This window comes from uncultured Apibacter sp. (assembly GCF_946479295.1).
Lineage (GTDB): Bacteria > Bacteroidota > Bacteroidia > Flavobacteriales > Weeksellaceae > Apibacter.
This window is the reverse complement of record NZ_CAMLFD010000001.1, coordinates 167,295-185,561: the sequence shown is the minus strand read 5'-3', so window position 1 is coordinate 185,561 and position 18,267 is coordinate 167,295. Positions and strand designations below refer to the sequence as shown.

The following is an 18,267-nucleotide window of genomic DNA, read 5'->3' as shown; positions in this document are numbered from 1 at the left end:
TATAAATTCTTATTCATGATAAAATTAATAAACATATTGACGATAGTGATGATTTCATCAGTATTATTCTCACAAAATACAAGAATTCCGGTAAAAGGTCTTGCACTTTTTTCTAAAGACGGGCATTTCCAACCGTATGAATTTAGCCGGCATGCAATAGGGGATAACGATATTCTTATTGATATCCTATATTCAGGAATCTGCCATAGCGATATACATATGGGAAGGAGTGAATGGGGAAATACGAAATATCCTTTTGTGGGTGGACATGAAATAGCCGGACGTGTTATACAAATAGGTAAGAATGTTACTAAATTTAAAGTAGGAGATTATGCGGGTATAGGGTGTATAATCAATTCTTGCGGACAGTGTAATAATTGTAAAAACGGATTAGAGCAATTTTGTGAAAAAGGAATGGTAGGCACCTATGGATCTCATGATTATTTTAACAACAATGAAATTACACAAGGAGGATATGCCAACAAATATGTGGTGTCAGCCAATCATGCTATAAAAATTCCTTCCCATGCCGATATAAAAAGAGTGGCCCCGCTTCTTTGCGCCGGAATTACCACTTATTCCCCAATCCATTTTTCCAAAGTAAAGAAAGAGGATAAGGTTGCTGTGGTAGGTTTTGGAGGATTGGGACATTTAGCCGTACAATATTTAGTAGCATTAGGAGCTCAAGTTACAGTATTAGATATTTCAGAAGAAAAAAGAGCAGATGCCATGCGATTGGGAGCGGTGCAATATGTAAATGTTACAAATCTTGAAGAATTAAAGGGTTTTGAAAATCAGTTTAGTTTCATCATTAGTACTGTTCCGGCTAAATACAATCCTGTGATATATATGAAAATGTTAAAAATGGGGGGCGAAATGGCGATCGTTGGTTTACCCTCCTATGAGAATATGCCTCAAATAACATTAGATTCATTTATTTTTAATCCTAATAGAAAGGTGTATGGTTCGTTGATCGGTGGTATAGCAGAAACCCAAGAAATGTTAGATTATTCGGTAGCTAATCATATTTACCCTGAAGTTGAGATTATAAATGCCGACGGACAATCTCTTGATGATGCTTATAATAAAATAGTAGATGGAAAAGTAAAATTTCGTTATGTAATTGATATGAAAACTTTAAAATAAACAAAAATAGTATGAAAAGAAAAAATTATATGACAATATTACTCTTTTTAGTAGGGATATTATTGAATGTTGAAAAATCTTATGCACAACAAAAAAACGATGATAAAAATACTGAAAAAGTACTTATTGATTTATCTCGAAAAAAGTGGAAATGGATGTCGGATAAAAATATAAATTTATTAAACGATCTCTTTCATGAAAAATCTGTATTTGTGCATATGGGAGGAACCATGGATAAAAATCAAGAATTAAATACCATTGAAAACGGAAGCATACATTATAAACAAGCTGAGATAAAAGATATATCTGTACGTTTTGTTGACAATACGGCTATTGTTTTAGATCAAATAGTTCTCACAGCAATTGTTGGGGGTAAAGAAGTGGTCAATCCGTTTATGGTTACAGAAATATACATACATATCGAAAATGAATGGAAATTAGCGGTACTTTCATTTACCAAATTATTAGATAACAATCAGCAAAAAAGATAGCCTTGTTATTGATTTAGTTTGAAATCTAAAGAATAAAATAAATGATTGGAAATAAATAATCAAAAAGCTATGTAGATATGTACAAATAAAAAATTATGACATTTAATAATTAAAATGTAGGATAGTTAGATTGTTAATTTAACTACTTTTAGATAACTTTTCTATTAATTTATCTCTATCTTTTATCATTCTTTCATAAAGTTCAATAACTTTATCAAGAGGATTAAAAGTACAACCGTAGTTATTGAAATTAGCATTATCATTAAAAGTATTAATGTAATTTACTGTTGCTTCATCAGTCATATTCTTAATGGCTTCTACAGGAACTTTCAATGCCTGAGAAACTTTCTCTAATATTTTTTCATCTAATGCTTCTTTTTGTTCATAATCTGAAACAGTTGCTTGGCTAACACCTAAATCAAAAGCTAAAGACTCTTGCTTAATTCCAAGCATTTCTCTTAATCTTTTTATATTTCTTCCCTGATGTACTTTTTTATTAGGTGCTGTATCTGTATTCATAACAAAAGAATTTTAGCAAAAATAAGAAAAATCTGATAAAAAGAGACCTGTATTTTACCAGTAAAAATGTATAATATAAAGGACTTATCAATACGATATAGCTTTATTTTATATTTTTTTGCTTCAAAGTGTTGTGTTATGAGTAAAAAAAGCAAATAACTATGTAAAGAAGCTAAAAATTATCTGGGAGTAATTCGTAAAAATAAGTATGGAAAAATATTGTTTAACTGTAGAAATAGATAGCTATATTGATTTATCTTTTATTAATTGCATTTTATCGGGGAAAAGAAATTAATATTACTAATTAGAGAATTATCTGAAAAATCAAGCAATATAGAATTTAAAGAGCGTGAAATTAATAAACACTTTTTTTATAAAGAACTCTAAAAATCAATCTCTAATTTTTAATAAAGTAGTTATAACTTTTTCTCATTTTCAAATTTCATCTAATTAAATTTCTCGATTTTCTTTCAGGGAGCTAAAAATTAAATCCAATAAATAACATTATTCTTAATGATAAGAAAAATATAAAATATTTGGATTGTTATTTGAATCAAAATAATTTTTTATTTATTAATAATTATAGTTTTTTGAAAGATGTACACTTGATAATAACATTGAAAGATTACAATATGATATCCATACCTTTAAACAGTATCTCGAGTTTTGGAAAAATAAACCTGGTAATTTCTCTTTAATTGAAAGAACCATCTTCGGAGAAGTTAAAACTAAAATGACAAACTTTGGTATAAAAACTGAATTTAATAAATAATTTTTAGAGAGAGTAGGTTTTACATAATTGAAATCGAATAATCTTCACCAAAGCAACAATCCCCAAGTCCATCGACTTAGGGATGATATTACATATCTTATTGTAAGGTCTGATCTTTCACGAATCGCTCAGGATGAATGAATCTTGTCTCTAGTAATGTTAATTCTGAATCAATTACAGAAATAATTTTCTGCAAATAGCAATTTTTTAACGCATTTCCCGCCTGCTTGTACGAAATTTCTGCTTGCAATGACTGGAACTCGATAAGAGTCAAGCTTAAGCTCCTATAGATGAATTGATAATCTTTGTCGGATTAGTTAAGAGAAGCTATTTCTACGATAAAATTTTCATAGTCTAGTTACATTTTTCGGTTTGTTATTTGTTGCGAGTTATTCTTTAGTAAATCGAATAACTCGGCTTAAAGTAGATTATTCATAAGCATAATTTGTTATAATTACATTTTAGATAAAAATCTATATAACAATTTATTATGCATTAAAAACCGATATCTTATATTTTTAAATATCCTGATTTCATATGTTTATTATTTTTGATTATTTCCATCTTATTTCACAAGGAACCCGTTCGCCATCATCAGAAGAATATTGATTTAAAGAATTATTTTGAGATTGAATGACAATATAGATCATAGTATCATCCGATGAATTGCGCAATCCCCTCTTTGCCGAAGGAGCCACCCTAATAACACTACCTTCTTTTATCGGGAAAGAATCTTCATCTACTTGAAAGTCACCTGATCCTTTTATTATAATATAAGTTTCCTCATTTTCCTTATGGATATGGAAATAAGATAATTCAGTTCTGGGAGGAAGAGTTGAAAATGAAATTTCAGTTCCTGTTGCATTTGTTATATCTTTTAGAAACACTTTTCCTTCAATTTTTTGTTTTGTTTTAGGATGAATAAGATAGTGCTCTGTAAGCTTATCTAATTCTCCGATATTAACTGCTGTATAACCTTCGTTTTTTGAAATAACTTCAATATTTTTCATTTTCATTAATTGTTAGTTTATATTTAAGTAATTAATTTGTTAAACCCAGAATTTAGAATATTTTCTTGTTTTGCTGAGATTATTGAATATCAATGCTACTATCACTAAAACCACTGCTCCTGATAATACAGGATTTATTATAAAGTTCCATGAAGCTCCTCCAGTAATAATTACAAGGGGATCTGCTCCTGCTGGTGGATGTGTAGTTTTAGTCAATTGCATAATAGCAATGGCTAATCCAACACCTAATGACATAGAATACCATTCGTTGCCAAGTAACATCAATATAAGTATCCCAATAATTGATGATATTATATGACCTGACCTCCGATGATATTTCGAGGTTGCGAAAGAGGGCTATCAGGTACACCAAAAGCTAAGACACATGAAGCGCCAAATAGAGCCATAATAAATGGTATAGCTGTTTCTTTTGTCAATAATGAAATAGATGCAATCGCTAGAAATCCTCCAATTCCTGAAAATAATGAAAAGTGGAAATTAACTTTTAAAGGACTTTTCTCTTTACTTATGAACTTCAATAAATATTTTTTCATATTTGTTAAATAAGTTGTGTATATTTCTCTTCTTTATACTTTTTGAGTGCAATATTTAACTTTTAATAATACAAGCTTCAAATAGAAATGATAAAGGCTTTCTTTTTCCGCTATGAAAAATTTAGAAGATCAGTCTTATGTGATTGAATAGTACAAAAAAAATCGGGTGTTATCTGTTTGTATTTTTGTAAACATTTTTAAAAAACAACATCCTCTGAAATTTTCTTCCTCATTCATATATCTTATACATTCAAATATAGATATAACAATTTCAATTATTGCTTCCTTCTCATTTGTGTACTGCTTTAGTCCTTCGAACCTAAATATTCAACGCCAAGTATTCTTTAAATTTGAAATGTTGATAAAAACTTGTCTTTGCCACATTTGCTTTTTCTATTATTTCATTATTATAGCCATGATGATGAAATAATAGTGTTGTTACATTTAAAATTCTTTCCTTTAACGTTATATTTTCTGTATAATTTGAAGTAAAGATAAAACTAATTTATAAATGATAGACAGATTTTTGGGCTATTATTAGAGAGATCTAAATTTTAAATCTTAAAGATAGCTGGTAATGTATTGTTTTGTTTTTATACATTGTCTTACCCCCCCCCATAAAATCAAGTGTTTTGATTAAGTTGAATAATAATTATCAATATTTTTCAAGTAATATTATTTTAAATGTTGTTGAAAATAAACAAAATGATGTTCAATAGAAAAATGCCAATATATGATTGCCCGTCTGGCTAATAAATGTTGCGGGAATATTCTTTTTATAGAGATAATCAATTAATTGAAAAGAACTTTGGTATAATATATCCTCAGTACCACAATCAAAAATAAATGTTTTTCTAAAGTCATACTTTTTGATGAGAGCTAACTATAATCAGCCCAATCAGTTTTATTTCCAATTGACCTTTCCAGATCATCGATCATTCTCGTACTGTTACAGAATTCTATGCTGACTTGCCTAAAAAGAGAAAAATTAATATCTATGGTCCCACTTGTAGAACCCGCTGTATTAAAATCATGAGGATGAAGAATAAAATACCGTAAAGCCCCATATCCTCCCATACTCAGTCCAGTGATGAATACATTATTTTCATCAATACTAAATTCTTATATGTATTTTTGGACAAGATCATTGAAGAAAAAACTTTCATATCTAAGATTTATATCATAAGGGCTGTCGATATAGTATGTGGTAAAACATTCAGGACAAACAAGAATCACATTGTATTTATCAGCAATACTTTAACAATCAATTGTTCTACTCCATTGAGTATAATTCTCCGAATATCCATGAAGTAAATACACTAAGAGATATTTCTGTTGTGCATTGTACCTTTATGCTTAAAGACTAATGCAAGGATTTCATTGTTATAATGGGTTGATTTCAATGTTATTTTATCTTGAGAAAAAACTGTTATACCCATACTTATTATCAAGGCTAACAAGATAATCCTTTTCAAAACATATACATATTTTAATTAAAGATGACAAAAGTATATACTATATACAATGCATCATTATTTGTATATTTACACCTAATTGTATGGTACTGACATTTTTGTAAGTAATGGGTAAGAGAAAGGAAACATCAACTAATTTCGAGAATAAGGCTATTCTATCAGGAGAATGCAATCAAATTTATGCCTCAAGTTTGATTAGTGTTCAATAGACTCTTATTATCAGTTGTCAATTAGCTTATGGTAAAATGCGTTTTTCTAATTTCAATAATTTTTGAAAAAAGAGAATATTTATAATGCCCAATATCAGTTATCTAAAATAACAATACACCACAGATTATTCTAATTTAAATCATTCATAAATATGCGTAAATTAACTTCTACGAATTATCTAAATGAAATATCGCTAAAAAAATATTGTAATGCTTACAACTCTCTTTTACTCTTTCATGGAAGATGGAAGTTGCCCATTTTATTTACTTTGATGAGTAATCCTGTTTATTATTCTGAATTTAAAAAAGTTTTACCGGATATTAGTGATCGAATTTTGAGTAAACATTTAAACGAGCTTGTAGAGGATAAACTTCTTCAAAAAGAAAAAACAAAAAATAGTTCACTCTATACTTTAACAACAAATGGTACTAAACTAATTTCAATTTTACTCTCTCTAAGTGATTTCTATGAAAGTATGAGATGATAATTAAAGATAAATATATCTGCTTTATAGATCATCTTTTCTCCTAACTTACAATTTTGTAAGCAGTAGGTATTTATTTCTGAATAAAAATATATTTGTAAAAAATCAGATATGAATCAGATAATAAGATTTCATCATTTTAATATTAAAGCACAAGACTTTGAAGTAACCACAAATTTTTATAAATCATTAGGTTTTGAAGCAGTACATTCATGGTCTTTAACTCAGTTTAATATAAAAAAATGCACGATGATGTACCATCCTATAGCCAATATTTATATTGAAATTTGTGATAAAGATGCTGACATGCCTACACAAGGGAGGAAAAAGAAAGAAAATGAAGAATACATAGAAAATGCTATTTTACACATTTGCTTTACTGTTTCAAATGCAGAGTTGGCATATAAGTATGCAATAGAAAATGGAGCAACAACTTGTTGTCCATTATCTGAAATAGAATTAATTGATGATTTAAGCTTAAAAGCAATGTTGGTTAAGAATGCTTTAGTCTACAGCCCTAATGGAGAAGTTATAGAGTTTATAGAAAGAGATCCATTTTCAGAACAATCTACAATGTAAGAGTCATATAAAATAGCATACAGAGAGACAAAAAATAATTTCAAATATAAATGCAACTACCTAATTTGCAACACGTCAGTTTACCATTAGTCCTCCATCCACATGTACAATTGTGCCAGTAATCCACTTAGCCATATCAGAGGCTAGAAATAAAGCCGTTTGGGCAATATCATTAGGTTCTCCTATTTTTTGCAAGGGATATATCGTTGATATCATATTTCGGAATTGTATTTGTTTCTCTTCCTCCATTTGTTGCAAGTTGTGTAGAAGCTGAGGAGTTTCTATACTTCCTGGAGCAATAGCATTCACTCTCACTCCCTTTTTTCCAGCTTCGAATGCCAAAGATTTGGTAAATGAATCTACAGCTACCTTAGTTAGAGAATAGGCTGTTGAATTTCTTCCCTGTAGCATTCGATCTGCAAAATAAGATGAAATATTGATTACACAACCTTTGGTGTCTATCAGAGAGGAATAAAGAGCTTTTGTTATCAGATACATCGATTTAATATTCAAATTGATATGCATATCCAAGACATCTTCATTGCTATCTTCAAAGGGTATAAACCGAGCAATTCCCGCATTGTTGACCAATATATCTACAGATGGGTTTATTGCTAATATTGTCTCCACGGTTTTCTTTACATTTTCAGATACTGATACATCTGCCGATATGGTATGAATATTTACATGGTGTGCACGTAACTGTAATTTGGCTTTTTCTAGTTTTTCAATATCCCTTGAAATAAGACATAGATCAGCTCCATTTTGAGCAAAAACTGAAGCAATACCAAGTCCAATGCCATCACTTCCTCCCGTTATAACAGCTAACTTATTTTTAAGCATTAATCAATTATTTTCTAATTGTTAACTAGCTTCATAGCCTCGGCTGTGTAGCGATCACCTGTATTTGGATATTTAGCGATGATTGATTCTATTTCTGAAACTTCAGTATTACTTAGCTCTACATCTACTGCTTTTGCGTTCATTTCTAGGTATTTGCGTTTCTTTGTTCCGGGAATAGGTATAATATTGTCTCCTTTTGCTAAAATCCAAGCCAAAGCCAATTGTGATGTATTAATATTTTTTCCATGAGCAAAGGCTGTCAGCTCATTCATCAGCTTTTGGTTATTTACCAGGTGCTCACCTTGGAAGCGAGGCAACTGAAAACGAATATCATTTTCAAGAAAATTGGATATATCAAAACTCTCTGTAAACATACCCCTACCTAGAGGCGAAAAAGGTATAAGAGCAATATCTAACTCTGTTAGTGTAGGATAAATTTCTTTTTCAATATCACGGGTCAACAATGAATATTCACTCTGTAAAGCTGCGATGGGATGAATAGCATTTGCCTTACGGATGCTTGCCGATGAAGCTTCGGATAATCCTAAATAACGAACTTTCCCTTCTTTGACCAATTCTGCCATTGCTCCCACAGTTTCTTCTATAGGAATGTTTGGATCTACACGATGAGCGTAATAGAGGTCTATACACTCAATTTTTAATCTTTTTAGGCTCAATTCTACTGCCTGTCTCATCCATTTAGGAGAGCCATCAAAAACACTTGCCAAATGATTTTCGCCTGTGTATTTAAAACCGAATTTAGTAGCAATAAATATTTTATCTCTATTTGGTTTTAAAACATTGGATATAAGCTTCTCATTTTCACCATTTCCGTAAAAATCTGCTGTATCCCAGAAATTAATTCCTAGATCCAATGCCTTATGTAAAGTGGCAATACTTTCTGTATCATTTTTTTCACCATAGACATGAGACATGCCCATACATCCTAATCCTATTGCAGACACTTGTTCGTCTGTCTTTCCCAATTTTCGATATTTCATGACTTATCTAGTTTTTATCTCACAAAATTAAGTGTAGATATTCGAAATGAATTAACACATATCAAAGGTGTTTTTATATATATCAAATAATTTTCAATCTGTATTCTTTTGGGGACATACCTACGTTCTTTTTGAAAAAAGATGTAAAGTGAGAAGGATATTCGAAAGATAAACTATAAGCTATTTCAGTTACTGTCCAGTTTGTGTTTTTTAGCAGGGCTTTAGCCTCTTCGCTAATGCGAAAGGCTATGTGTTGAGAAGTATTTTTTCCGGTAACCTCTTTTACAACGCTATTGAGGTGGTTCTCGTGTACTGATAATTTTAGTGCAAAGTCTTGTACAGTTCTCAATTTTAGCGGCATATCTGTATTCTCTATCGGGAATTGATTCTCCAATAATTCTAAAAAATGGTATGTGATACGATGAGCAGCATCTATTTGCTTGTTGCGTGAACCTATCTCAGGGTAAAGTTTTAAAGCTTCATGGATAATGAGCTGTAAGTAATTTCTAAGTTTACTGTATTTATAAATATAATCAGAGCTCATTTCTTGCATTATTTTCCGAAATATATAAGATAAATCTTCTGTTGCTTCCTCATCTAGAAGGATAATCGGATTTTCTCCTCTACGGAACATTGGATAATTTTTAACTGAAAACGAATGATCCCATGATTGTATAAACTCTTCGGTAAATAAACAGAACCATCCCAATTGGTTGGGGGATGTAGGCTCCCATGAATGAGGAATCAAAGGATTCGAAAAAAATAATGCCGGTTGGTTTATCGTGAAACTTTCATTAGCAAAGTGTATTACTCCGGTGCCTTCGGTAATTAGTGATATTTTGAAAAAATCGCGACGATGGAAAGATGCAGTAGGAGAGCAGTAACCTCTCGGAAAAACATTAAAATGACCTATACCATCATTATTTAGTTTGATGTGATTGTTACCTGATAATTTTTTATAGAAATCCTGAATTGTTTCGATTTTTTTCATCTTTCAAAGTTATAAAAATCAAATACAATTTAAAGATTTAGGATTAAGTTAGCTAATCTTTCGCCATTAATTATTTATTCTATTTTTTATTTCAAATTTATTTCTGTAGGCATGTAATAATATAAGTAGACTCCAATAGTATTGTTGCTTTTGTCAATATAATCCAAGCCTGGCCAAGGTGAATTTGAAGACATAATCATTTGTTTGTTTTTATAACAATTTTCCAATACTAAAGAATTAACTTTATAAAAAGTTTTTATTTCATCAGGATTTAAAGGTCGAGGTTCATAAGATAGTTTTTCTTGTTCACCTTTTATCCTTTTTCTAATATCTCTAAATGATAATAATTAACACTTTTAATATTTAACAGTTTTATTCAAATCAGAAATTTTCGCCCAAACTTTGCGTAAAATCTTGAGAATTTATTTCTGAAGCATCAGCAATAGTCATTTCTTTAATAAAGTCTTCTTTAGGAGTTCTGACTTTTTTTTGATTTACCAGCCAATCTTTATTTATATCCCTGTAGCCGAGGGGTAATATTACAGTACTCTTGTAACCACTACCTTTCAATTGCAAAAGCTTATCTAACATATCGTGACGAAAACCACCTATAGGAGTTGTGTCAACTTTTTGTTCTGCCGCAGCTGCAATTGCCATGGCAAATGCTATATAGCATTGTTTTTCTGCATCATGAGCTTGACTTGCCGGATCCATGTTCTCATAATGGTTTATAATAATCTTTTTGTATGATTCCATGGTACTATACGGCTGATCCCGCTCATCCATTATGTAATTGAGAACTTTTGTGATTCTTTCGTTTGTATACCTGTCCCAGGAAGCAAATACAAGTAAATGTGAGCAATCTATAATTTGATTTTGATTAAAAGCGACACTCTTAATTTTCTCTAATAATTCTTTATCTGATATTACAATAATCTTATATGGTTGTAACCCCGAAGCCGACGGAGATAAACGTGCTGCTTCTAAAATATAGTTTAACTTTTCTGAACTTACCACTCTGGCATTCATTTTTTTTGTGGCATAGCGCCATCTTAAATCTTCCAATAACATAATATTCCTTTTTATTGTTTATAATATTGATTTCATCATTGTAAAATTAAACTTTATTTATATACTTTTGTAACATAGTATACAAAAGTAACAGTAACCTTGAAGTAACATAGTAGCTTATAATGGAAGATAATAATAGTTGTAACAATGATTGGGAAAAACGTATAATGGCTATCCATGATACAATGGATGTGTTAAGTGGAAAATGGAAAATTTCAATTCTTGCTTCCCTTTGCTATCATGGCAAAAGACGTTTTTCGGATCTGTTGAATGATGTGAAAGGTATATCTAATAAAATGCTAAGTAAGGAGCTCAAGGATTTGGAAATAAATAGATTGGTCAAAAGAACGGTTTTGGATACCCACCCCATAACGGTACAGTATGAACTTACAGAATACGGGAAAACACTGAGAACTATTATTAAGCATCTTCTAGATTGGGGATTTGAGCACCGAAAAAAAATTATAGGTAAATAGCTGTATACCAGCTTATATAATCTTTGCGCAAGATAAAAAACACATGTGTAATTCGTAAAAAGAAGGAAGAATATACTGTCTGCATTAAAATTTACTAGTCGCTTTTATATAAAGAATGAATGAAAAATACATACTTTTTTGCAAATAATACGAGGGTGTGTATCTTTTTATTTACCCTTCATTGAAATAGGGCAGAAGAGTAACCTAGATTGAAAAGAAAACGTTTAACTGTAAATATTGAGAATCTAAAATCGATTGTATGTTTTGGTGCTCGTTTTATATCTTTTCATATTGCAGCTCTTTGTCTTCAAGCCAAAGGATTATTGAAAGAAAAATTAAAGAAAGAACCTGAAATGGCTCAATTTATTATTACATTTCTCATATAGAAAAGTAATAATGACGTATCAAATAACGATTTGAAAAAAGAAGAAGTATTGATTGTATTTTCCGTTCACGAATTAAAGGAAGTTTAAGGAAACAGTTTAAGTCTATTTTAAAAAGTAGATATTTCTATTGATGGTATTGAATACAATCTATTTTACCTGTCAAGATGTGCCATACAAATTACAAGAGGAGTAGAACCAAATACACGAACTGTTTCCGATTATGAAAAGCATACCTTTGTCAGAAGATTGGTTTAGTCATCGAATATATAAAGAAATTATTCAAAGGTAGAAATCTTACTCCCAAATCGTTCCCTTTCTTTTTCATCACAACATAAACAGAAAGTCAAGGCAGAAGACATTAACCTCAAAACAGATAAATAACCTGATAATCCCAACAAGTTGCACTTAAATCTAAATGGCGAAAATATCATAGATTGGTTCAGAGATAAATACAATAACCTTAAAAATAGAATCCCGACGAAAATAAAAACTAATCCTGTAAAAAAGAATTTTATAAATCTTCCTTTTTTTCATCGGGTATAATTACTAAGCATTTATTGGAAACCACTATTTTTATACGGTCTTGAACATCAAAACCTGCTTCTCTAAGCCATTTTCCGTTTAAGCGGATTTGTGGAACCAAACACTCTCTTGCAAATAATCTGGGAGAAAAATGACTATAGACTGTTATATACCGTATTTGTATACTACCTATTTTTTTCATACAGCAAAGTAATAGCATACCTATCTTATAAAATATTAAAGGAATAGATATGATATTAGAAATACTATTAATAATATCAGCTAACTTTATGTTAATATATTTTGATGACAAAATAAATTATTACTCGATTTAATTCTTATTTTTACGATTAATTAAGTAAAAAACAAAGATATAGGCTTATGGAAGCAGCAATAAAGAAAAGCAATCATGGAGCTAATGTTCGCCGTTGGAGAGAATGGCGTAATATCAATCAGGATGTGTTGGCAGAACAAATTGGAGTATCGCAAGCCACTCTATCCAGCTATGAGAAAAAAGAAAAACTGGAACAGGATATATTAGATAAAGTCGCAAAAGCCTTGGATATTCCAGTGGAAGCCATTACTGAACTCGAACAAGGTACAGCAATAAATATTATATCAAGCACTTTGCATGATAATTCTGGTTCAATATTCAATAGTCCAACTTTTAATCCTTTAGATAAAGTAGTTCAACTATATGATGAAAAAATTGCTTTGTATGAACGAATGTTGAAAGAAAAAGAAGAAGCAATTTCTCTGCTACATGAGGTGTTGAGGGATAAGAAATAAGTTTCCTGTTTTTATTCCTCAAATACAATACAAAACATGAAAGGAATTTAATTTTTGGATTCTTTTTTTAATAAAGCCATTCTAAAAAACAGATTAAATTCAATTACATAAATCAAATAATATGACTACTATTAATAATAACAGAGGAATATATGGGATTTACATGTTCATACCCCAGTATCTCTTTGTGCCGAATATGGAGGCGACATAGATGAAATTTGGGAGAAATTTATCACTGAACTTGAAAATCTTCCTATAGAAGTTAAAGTTTTAGGTATAAATGATTATTTGTTTTTGGATAGTTATAAGAAAGGATTAGAATATAAAAAAAGGGGAGACTTAGTAATATATAACTAATACTTCCTGTTATTGAATTTAGAATAAAAGAATTTGTTGGAAATGCTGAACTTAATCGAATTAATTATCATATCATATTTGCAGATGAAAGTCAGCTAGATACTAATACAATTGAAAAACAATTTCTTAGCGGTTTAAGAGTAAAGACTAATTTTAATCCTGAATATGGAGAAGGTAAAAAATGGGGCGGTGTTGTTACAAAAGAGAATCTAGTAAATTTTGGTGAGTTTATTTATAAATCCGCACCTTCTGATAAGAAAACGCATAAGAATTTTTTTGAAATAGGTTTCAATAATATTAATTTTGAAATTTCTAAAATTAATGAATTATTAGGCGAAGGATCAGAGATTAATACTTATTTAAAAGGAAAATATCTCAAAGCTATCGGCAAAGCAGAATGGGAAAGTTTTAGATGGGGGTGGCTCTCCGGCTGAAAAGAAAATAATTATAAATGATGTTCATTTTGTTTTTAGTGCATCTCCTACTACAGATATGGCGAATAATGGAATATCTTCATTAAAAAAACAAGGAGTGAACAGCCGATTATTGCATTGCAGTGATGCTCATCAATTTGCTGATGATAAAAATAATACAAAGCCAAAAGAATTAGGACATTGTTTCACTTGGATAAAGGCAGAACCAACCTTTGAGGGATTACGGCAAATAATTTTTGAAACTGATTTAAGACGAAAGATTCAAACAGGCAGTCCTAATAATAAAAGGTTAGATAAGGTTATTAAGTCAATCCAATTTGTAGGTCATCCTGATTTTATTTCTAATAAAATTTATCTTAATCCTGATTTGAATACTATCATAGGAGGGAAATCATCGCGTAAATCTCTTTTACTTCATTTATATAGCCAATACGATAGATTATAAATACGCTTATAAGCAAACACATCAGGTAGTACCTCAGGATAAAATTGATGTTTATAAGTTTTCAGAATCTTCACAATTCGATTTTATTGTAGAATGGGAAGATGGCGTTGAATATAAATATAGCGATAATGAAACAATTAGAAGTCGACAATTTGTATACATACCTCAATCGTATATCATTAATCTAACTTCCAATATACAAACAAATTCGAGAAAAGAATTGAGTAAGTTTATCCGAGATATTCTTTTGCAAGATACCGAGAGTAGGCAGCACTATGATAAATTCATACAGAATGTAAAAGCACTGGATAATACACGGGATGCTTCCATTGATGAATATTTCAATATACAGGATCAAATAAATAGACTAAAACAAAATCAAAAAGATATTGGAGATATTACTGGTATTAATAATAAATAGCATCTTTAGAAGAAAAAATTCAAATTTTGAAAGGCAAATCTTTTGAAGAAAAAGAATTCAAAAGATACAATACCCTAAATAATAGAAATGACATTATTCTTAAAATACAAAGTAATATAGAGAGTGATTATAGATATTTTGAAGAAACAATGCAGGCTCTTGAAAATTCTATTAAAACAATTAGTTCAAAAATTGACTTGTCAACTCAAACATTAAAAACGAAATATTTTAGGCCATTGTATGCAAATACTAGTAACAAACTGAATGCTTTTAAATTAGAAATTAGTTATATAAAGGAAGAAGGTGAAAAAACAAATAGTGACTATATAGATAGGGTAGAGGCTTTAAAGAAAAGATTAGAAGACGAATTGTTTCCTATTAGAGCAAAATTGCAAAATCAAAAATTGATAAAATCTATTGAAGAAGAAATAAAAAATGAAAGACAAAAACTTCTTCAAATAAGCAATATAGAAGATAAAATAAAGGACTTACAAACAAATAAGAATACGCAAAAACAAAATTTTCTTCAAGGATATTGTGATGCTTATTATGAATATAAAAATATCATTAAGAAATTAAATGAGAGGGCTAATTCGATAAATGACATAAAACTGATGGGTTCTATTAAGTTTTATTATAACCGATTCAAAAAAAACTTTTTGGAGTTTTTTAATCAAAAATCTAATGAACTTCGTGATTTTAATTTGTTATCTGACAGAGAGAGTAATTCTCTTCCCAATGTAGATTTTGATGAACATTTAGATGAGATAACAAGGATTCTTGATTTAATTCTTGAAGGAAAAGTTACATATCGAAAATATAAGGAAGTAAAAGAGAGTGTAAAATCTTTATTCCAAGATGAATTTTTTGATTATTGGGAGTTAATTATTGGAAATGATGAAATGGCTAATATGTCTCCGGGCAAAGCAAATCTTGCTGTTTTAAAACTTCTCATTGAACTAAGTGAATCAAACTCTCCAATTTTAATAGACCAACCAGAAGATAATCTTGACAATAGGTCAATCTATACTGATTTAGTTCAGTTTATTAGAAAAAGAAAAGAAAATAGGCAATTAGTAATTGTCACACACAATCCTAATATTGTTGTAGGAGCAGATAGTGAAAATGTTATTATTGCAAATCAAAAAGGTCAAGATGAAAATAGAGAGAATATATCTTTTCGTTTTGAATATGTGAATGGTTCATTGGAGAATACTTTCCTCAAAAATGATGAGAACAAAAAGTTAGGTATTTTATTTAGTATGGGGGTAAAAGAACATGTAACTGAAATCCTTGAGGGTGGTCGAGAAGCCTTTAAAAAAAGAGAAAAAAAATACGGATTTTAAATAAAAACACTCAACTTCACATTAGACCTCACACATAAATGTAATGTCGATTACTCTTGTTATGCTTATCATTTCTTAGATAAATCGGATAAATAAAAAAAGGCCTAAGATTTGATTCTTAATCCCTTCTTTAGTATTTTATCCGAATAATCAATTGATTTTCAGCCTTGTTTGCGGAGAGAGAGGGCGGTGAACCCAATCGCTTAAATCACTATTATTCATCGCGATAATTATTCCAATTTCATCAAAGGGGTACAAGATAGGTTAGATACTAAAAAACTCTTTCTACAGCCTTTGTCCACCTTTGTCCTTATAGGACTTAGGTTCAAAGTTACTACTAATTTTCAAATAAACAACTACCCTGTATAACAATGCTATAAAGTTAGTGCAAGGTGCAAGTATATCTATATAAATACCTTGCACCTTGCACTAAACAACGAATTACTGTTTATATGCACGTTCCTGAAAAAAATAGCGTTTTGTTATAAGTAAAAATGGGGGAGTATTAATCTAAACCTTTGTACCTCACAGCGAAGAAATTTGAGCCTTAAAGCAAAAATACACTGCGGCTTTCACTTTAGCTTTACATCATGAATTATAACCACAATTAGAATCGTTCATGAGTGCAAATAACTTCAAAGATATTTATTTCGATTATGTATATAATCAGGGAGAGGATATGGTAAATATCAACTTTTCGATGATATTCTTTATTCACTCTGGCAAATTAATAATCGAATGTGAGGATAAGAAAATAGCCATAAACAAAGGAAAATCTGTATTCTTACATCATGGGACTAAGGTATGTCTCTGCAAAGAAAATTGTGGAGCTGAATCTTTCTGTGGTATCTACATAGGATTCAGTGAATCTATGCTCTCAGAAATACACAATTCTATTATATTCAAAAAGAAATATCAGCCGGAGTGTATTGATGATAATATCGTACAACTTCCTTGTATTCCCTGTATTCAACGCCTTTATATCTCTGTGGCTACTTATCTTGAATGGGGAGTAAAACCTTCGGAATACATTGTAGAACTAAAACAACAAGAAGGAATTTTTAGTCTATTACTTGTTGATGAAAAGTTCTATAATTCTTTATTTGATTCTATAAAGAAAACGCAAAGCTATCAATATTTTATAAAGATTAATAAACTGAAAAATTAGAACAAATGAAGCCTACAATTATTTGCCACATGATGAGTTCTGTTGACGGTAGACTTGTCGCAGATCGTTGGACTCCACCTTTTGATGGAATTGAGCAGGATAAAATGTATAATCCTTATTACGAAACAGAAGAAGAGTTGGGTGGATACGCTTGGATGATCGGAAACAATACTATCTAAATTGACTAATATGGTAGAAATATTTGATTACAAGAATTATTCGCCTGCTAAAATTTGTAAAACATTTGTTGGTAAAAGAGAAACGAAAAAGACCTGTATCATATTTGATGCTAAAGGCAAGATAATATATCCCGATGACAATATCAACGGAGATAATGTAATCGCAATATTAGGTGAACAAGTTTCCGATGAATATTTATTTCTCCTTCGAGAAAAAGGTATCTCTTACCTATTTGCTGGTGCTGATGGATACGATTTGAATAAAGCACTTGAAACATTAAAAGTAGAGTTTGGGTATGAAAAGCTGTTACTTGATGGAGGTGGTGTTCTAAATGGTAAGTTTCTAAAAGCCGGATTGATTGATGAACTCAGTCTTCTTATTTATCCCGGTGTAGATGGGCTTTCAGGTGTTTCATCCATTATTGAATACAAAGGAGAATCTGATGAATTTCCCGCTAAAGGTCAGGCGTTGGAACTTTTATCTGTAAAGCAACTTCGAGATGGCATCGTATGGTTGCGCTACAGACTCCGTAATATATAATCAGAATAAATGATCTTGACAAAGAATTTATTTGAGCCTGACAGCAAAAACACATAG

At 30.3% G+C, this 18,267-nt stretch carries 24 protein-coding genes; 13 read left to right on the top strand and 11 right to left on the bottom strand.

Annotation, left to right across the window (positions count from 1 at the left end):
- Positions 1-15: 15 nt before the first annotated feature.
- Complete coding sequence (locus tag Q0T35_RS00975) at positions 16-1,146, top strand: NAD(P)-dependent alcohol dehydrogenase (protein WP_295840487.1); 1,131 nt, start codon at positions 16-18, stop codon at positions 1,144-1,146.
- Between the two features lie 11 nt (positions 1,147-1,157).
- On the top strand, positions 1,158-1,637 hold the full coding sequence (locus Q0T35_RS00970) for a nuclear transport factor 2 family protein (protein ID WP_295840484.1): 480 nt from the start codon (positions 1,158-1,160) through the stop codon (positions 1,635-1,637).
- 138 nt (positions 1,638-1,775) lie between these two features.
- On the opposite strand, the gene Q0T35_RS00965 is transcribed toward Q0T35_RS00970, so the two are convergent.
- From Q0T35_RS00965 to Q0T35_RS00945, 6 genes are all read right to left on the bottom strand, one after another.
- Positions 1,776-2,156: a helix-turn-helix transcriptional regulator gene (locus Q0T35_RS00965; RefSeq protein ID WP_293919230.1), complete on the bottom strand. Its 381-nt coding sequence runs from the start codon at positions 2,154-2,156 to the stop codon at positions 1,776-1,778.
- A 1,326-nt stretch (positions 2,157-3,482) separates the two neighbouring features.
- Positions 3,483-3,938, bottom strand: coding sequence for a cupin domain-containing protein (locus tag Q0T35_RS00960; protein WP_293919232.1), 456 nt, complete (start codon positions 3,936-3,938; stop codon positions 3,483-3,485).
- Positions 3,939-3,977: 39 nt separating this feature from the next.
- On the bottom strand, positions 3,978-4,220 hold the full coding sequence (locus tag Q0T35_RS00955) for an HPP family protein (protein ID WP_295810044.1): 243 nt from the start codon (positions 4,218-4,220) through the stop codon (positions 3,978-3,980).
- A gap of 29 nt (positions 4,221-4,249) precedes the next feature.
- Positions 4,250-4,492 carry an HPP family protein gene (locus Q0T35_RS00950; protein WP_295840480.1) on the bottom strand — a complete coding sequence of 81 codons (243 nt, stop codon included), beginning with the start codon at positions 4,490-4,492 and terminating at the stop codon, positions 4,250-4,252.
- 319 nt (positions 4,493-4,811) lie between these two features.
- Complete coding sequence (locus Q0T35_RS11085; RefSeq protein WP_366937720.1) at positions 4,812-4,943, bottom strand: TetR/AcrR family transcriptional regulator; 132 nt, start codon at positions 4,941-4,943, stop codon at positions 4,812-4,814.
- Between the two features lie 428 nt (positions 4,944-5,371).
- Positions 5,372-5,605, bottom strand: coding sequence for an alpha/beta hydrolase-fold protein (locus tag Q0T35_RS00945; RefSeq protein WP_295840830.1), 234 nt, complete (start codon positions 5,603-5,605; stop codon positions 5,372-5,374).
- A gap of 723 nt (positions 5,606-6,328) precedes the next feature.
- Here Q0T35_RS00945 and Q0T35_RS00940 point away from each other — a divergent pair.
- Both Q0T35_RS00940 and Q0T35_RS00935 read left to right on the top strand, forming a co-directional pair.
- Positions 6,329-6,661 (top strand): helix-turn-helix domain-containing protein, encoded by a 333-nt coding sequence (locus Q0T35_RS00940; RefSeq protein WP_295840478.1) that lies wholly within the window; start codon positions 6,329-6,331, stop codon positions 6,659-6,661.
- 111 nt (positions 6,662-6,772) lie between these two features.
- Positions 6,773-7,240 (top strand): VOC family protein, encoded by a 468-nt coding sequence (locus tag Q0T35_RS00935; RefSeq protein WP_295840476.1) that lies wholly within the window; start codon positions 6,773-6,775, stop codon positions 7,238-7,240.
- 75 nt (positions 7,241-7,315) lie between these two features.
- On the opposite strand, the gene Q0T35_RS00930 is transcribed toward Q0T35_RS00935, so the two are convergent.
- The 4 genes from Q0T35_RS00930 to Q0T35_RS00915 form a co-directional block, all read right to left on the bottom strand.
- Positions 7,316-8,083: an SDR family oxidoreductase gene (locus Q0T35_RS00930; RefSeq protein WP_295840474.1), complete on the bottom strand. Its 768-nt coding sequence runs from the start codon at positions 8,081-8,083 to the stop codon at positions 7,316-7,318.
- A gap of 14 nt (positions 8,084-8,097) precedes the next feature.
- A complete protein-coding gene (locus Q0T35_RS00925; RefSeq protein WP_295810055.1) occupies positions 8,098-9,084 on the bottom strand; it encodes an aldo/keto reductase in 987 nt (328 codons plus the stop codon).
- Between the two features lie 82 nt (positions 9,085-9,166).
- Positions 9,167-10,075, bottom strand: a complete 909-nt coding sequence (locus tag Q0T35_RS00920; RefSeq protein WP_293919042.1) for an AraC family transcriptional regulator — start codon at positions 10,073-10,075, stop codon at positions 9,167-9,169.
- A gap of 381 nt (positions 10,076-10,456) precedes the next feature.
- The gene (locus tag Q0T35_RS00915) at positions 10,457-11,146 is read right to left on the bottom strand and encodes a nitroreductase family protein (RefSeq protein WP_366800061.1); all 690 of its coding nucleotides are present in this window, start codon (positions 11,144-11,146) and stop codon (positions 10,457-10,459) included.
- Positions 11,147-11,268: 122 nt separating this feature from the next.
- On the opposite strand from Q0T35_RS00915, the gene Q0T35_RS00910 reads away from it, so the two are divergent.
- Positions 11,269-11,622, top strand: a complete 354-nt coding sequence (locus tag Q0T35_RS00910; protein WP_293919044.1) for a helix-turn-helix domain-containing protein — start codon at positions 11,269-11,271, stop codon at positions 11,620-11,622.
- Positions 11,623-11,831: 209 nt separating this feature from the next.
- A complete protein-coding gene (locus Q0T35_RS00905; protein ID WP_293919045.1) occupies positions 11,832-12,008 on the top strand; it encodes a hypothetical protein in 177 nt (58 codons plus the stop codon).
- Between the two features lie 511 nt (positions 12,009-12,519).
- Here Q0T35_RS00905 and Q0T35_RS00900 read toward each other — a convergent pair.
- Positions 12,520-12,732, bottom strand: a complete 213-nt coding sequence (locus Q0T35_RS00900; protein WP_295840473.1) for a SymE family type I addiction module toxin — start codon at positions 12,730-12,732, stop codon at positions 12,520-12,522.
- A 179-nt stretch (positions 12,733-12,911) separates the two neighbouring features.
- Between Q0T35_RS00900 and Q0T35_RS00895 the strand changes: the two genes are divergently transcribed.
- From Q0T35_RS00895 to Q0T35_RS00865, 7 genes are all read left to right on the top strand, one after another.
- Positions 12,912-13,319 carry a helix-turn-helix transcriptional regulator gene (locus Q0T35_RS00895; protein WP_295840471.1) on the top strand — a complete coding sequence of 136 codons (408 nt, stop codon included), beginning with the start codon at positions 12,912-12,914 and terminating at the stop codon, positions 13,317-13,319.
- Positions 13,320-14,168: 849 nt separating this feature from the next.
- Entirely contained in the window at positions 14,169-14,555 is a 387-nt protein-coding gene (locus tag Q0T35_RS00890) for a hypothetical protein (protein ID WP_295840470.1), read from the top strand.
- A 220-nt stretch (positions 14,556-14,775) separates the two neighbouring features.
- Positions 14,776-14,976, top strand: coding sequence for a hypothetical protein (locus Q0T35_RS00885; protein WP_295840468.1), 201 nt, complete (start codon positions 14,776-14,778; stop codon positions 14,974-14,976).
- Between the two features lie 26 nt (positions 14,977-15,002).
- A complete protein-coding gene (locus Q0T35_RS00880; RefSeq protein WP_295840467.1) occupies positions 15,003-16,322 on the top strand; it encodes an AAA family ATPase in 1,320 nt (439 codons plus the stop codon).
- A 619-nt stretch (positions 16,323-16,941) separates the two neighbouring features.
- The gene (locus Q0T35_RS00875; protein WP_295810069.1) at positions 16,942-17,490 is read left to right on the top strand and encodes a hypothetical protein; all 549 of its coding nucleotides are present in this window, start codon (positions 16,942-16,944) and stop codon (positions 17,488-17,490) included.
- 5 nt (positions 17,491-17,495) lie between these two features.
- Positions 17,496-17,669 (top strand): hypothetical protein, encoded by a 174-nt coding sequence (locus Q0T35_RS00870; protein ID WP_295840464.1) that lies wholly within the window; start codon positions 17,496-17,498, stop codon positions 17,667-17,669.
- Positions 17,670-17,679: 10 nt separating this feature from the next.
- A complete protein-coding gene (locus Q0T35_RS00865) occupies positions 17,680-18,210 on the top strand; it encodes a dihydrofolate reductase family protein (protein ID WP_295810074.1) in 531 nt (176 codons plus the stop codon).
- The last annotated feature ends 57 nt before the right edge of the window (positions 18,211-18,267 follow it).

Coding starts and splice junctions, on each gene's coding strand:
- Q0T35_RS00960 (WP_293919232.1), bottom strand. CDS start 3,938: ATGAAAAATATTGAAGTTATTTCAAAAAACGAAGGTTATACAGCAGTT.
- Q0T35_RS00940 (WP_295840478.1), top strand. CDS start 6,329: ATGCGTAAATTAACTTCTACGAATTATCTAAATGAAATATCGCTAAAA.
- Q0T35_RS00965 (WP_293919230.1), bottom strand. CDS start 2,156: ATGAATACAGATACAGCACCTAATAAAAAAGTACATCAGGGAAGAAAT.
- Q0T35_RS00970 (WP_295840484.1), top strand. CDS start 1,158: ATGAAAAGAAAAAATTATATGACAATATTACTCTTTTTAGTAGGGATA.
- Q0T35_RS00975 (WP_295840487.1), top strand. CDS start 16: ATGATAAAATTAATAAACATATTGACGATAGTGATGATTTCATCAGTA.
- Q0T35_RS00865 (WP_295810074.1), top strand. CDS start 17,680: ATGGTAGAAATATTTGATTACAAGAATTATTCGCCTGCTAAAATTTGT.
- Q0T35_RS00910 (WP_293919044.1), top strand. CDS start 11,269: ATGGAAGATAATAATAGTTGTAACAATGATTGGGAAAAACGTATAATG.
- Q0T35_RS00915 (WP_366800061.1), bottom strand. CDS start 11,146: ATGTTATTGGAAGATTTAAGATGGCGCTATGCCACAAAAAAAATGAAT.
- Q0T35_RS00900 (WP_295840473.1), bottom strand. CDS start 12,732: ATGAAAAAAATAGGTAGTATACAAATACGGTATATAACAGTCTATAGT.
- Q0T35_RS00950 (WP_295840480.1), bottom strand. CDS start 4,492: ATGAAAAAATATTTATTGAAGTTCATAAGTAAAGAGAAAAGTCCTTTA.
- Q0T35_RS00925 (WP_295810055.1), bottom strand. CDS start 9,084: ATGAAATATCGAAAATTGGGAAAGACAGACGAACAAGTGTCTGCAATA.
- Q0T35_RS00890 (WP_295840470.1), top strand. CDS start 14,169: ATGGCGAATAATGGAATATCTTCATTAAAAAAACAAGGAGTGAACAGC.
- Q0T35_RS00930 (WP_295840474.1), bottom strand. CDS start 8,083: ATGCTTAAAAATAAGTTAGCTGTTATAACGGGAGGAAGTGATGGCATT.
- Q0T35_RS00875 (WP_295810069.1), top strand. CDS start 16,942: ATGAGTGCAAATAACTTCAAAGATATTTATTTCGATTATGTATATAAT.
- Q0T35_RS00920 (WP_293919042.1), bottom strand. CDS start 10,075: ATGAAAAAAATCGAAACAATTCAGGATTTCTATAAAAAATTATCAGGT.
- Q0T35_RS00955 (WP_295810044.1), bottom strand. CDS start 4,220: ATGTTACTTGGCAACGAATGGTATTCTATGTCATTAGGTGTTGGATTA.
- Q0T35_RS00870 (WP_295840464.1), top strand. CDS start 17,496: ATGAAGCCTACAATTATTTGCCACATGATGAGTTCTGTTGACGGTAGA.
- Q0T35_RS00935 (WP_295840476.1), top strand. CDS start 6,773: ATGAATCAGATAATAAGATTTCATCATTTTAATATTAAAGCACAAGAC.
- Q0T35_RS00895 (WP_295840471.1), top strand. CDS start 12,912: ATGGAAGCAGCAATAAAGAAAAGCAATCATGGAGCTAATGTTCGCCGT.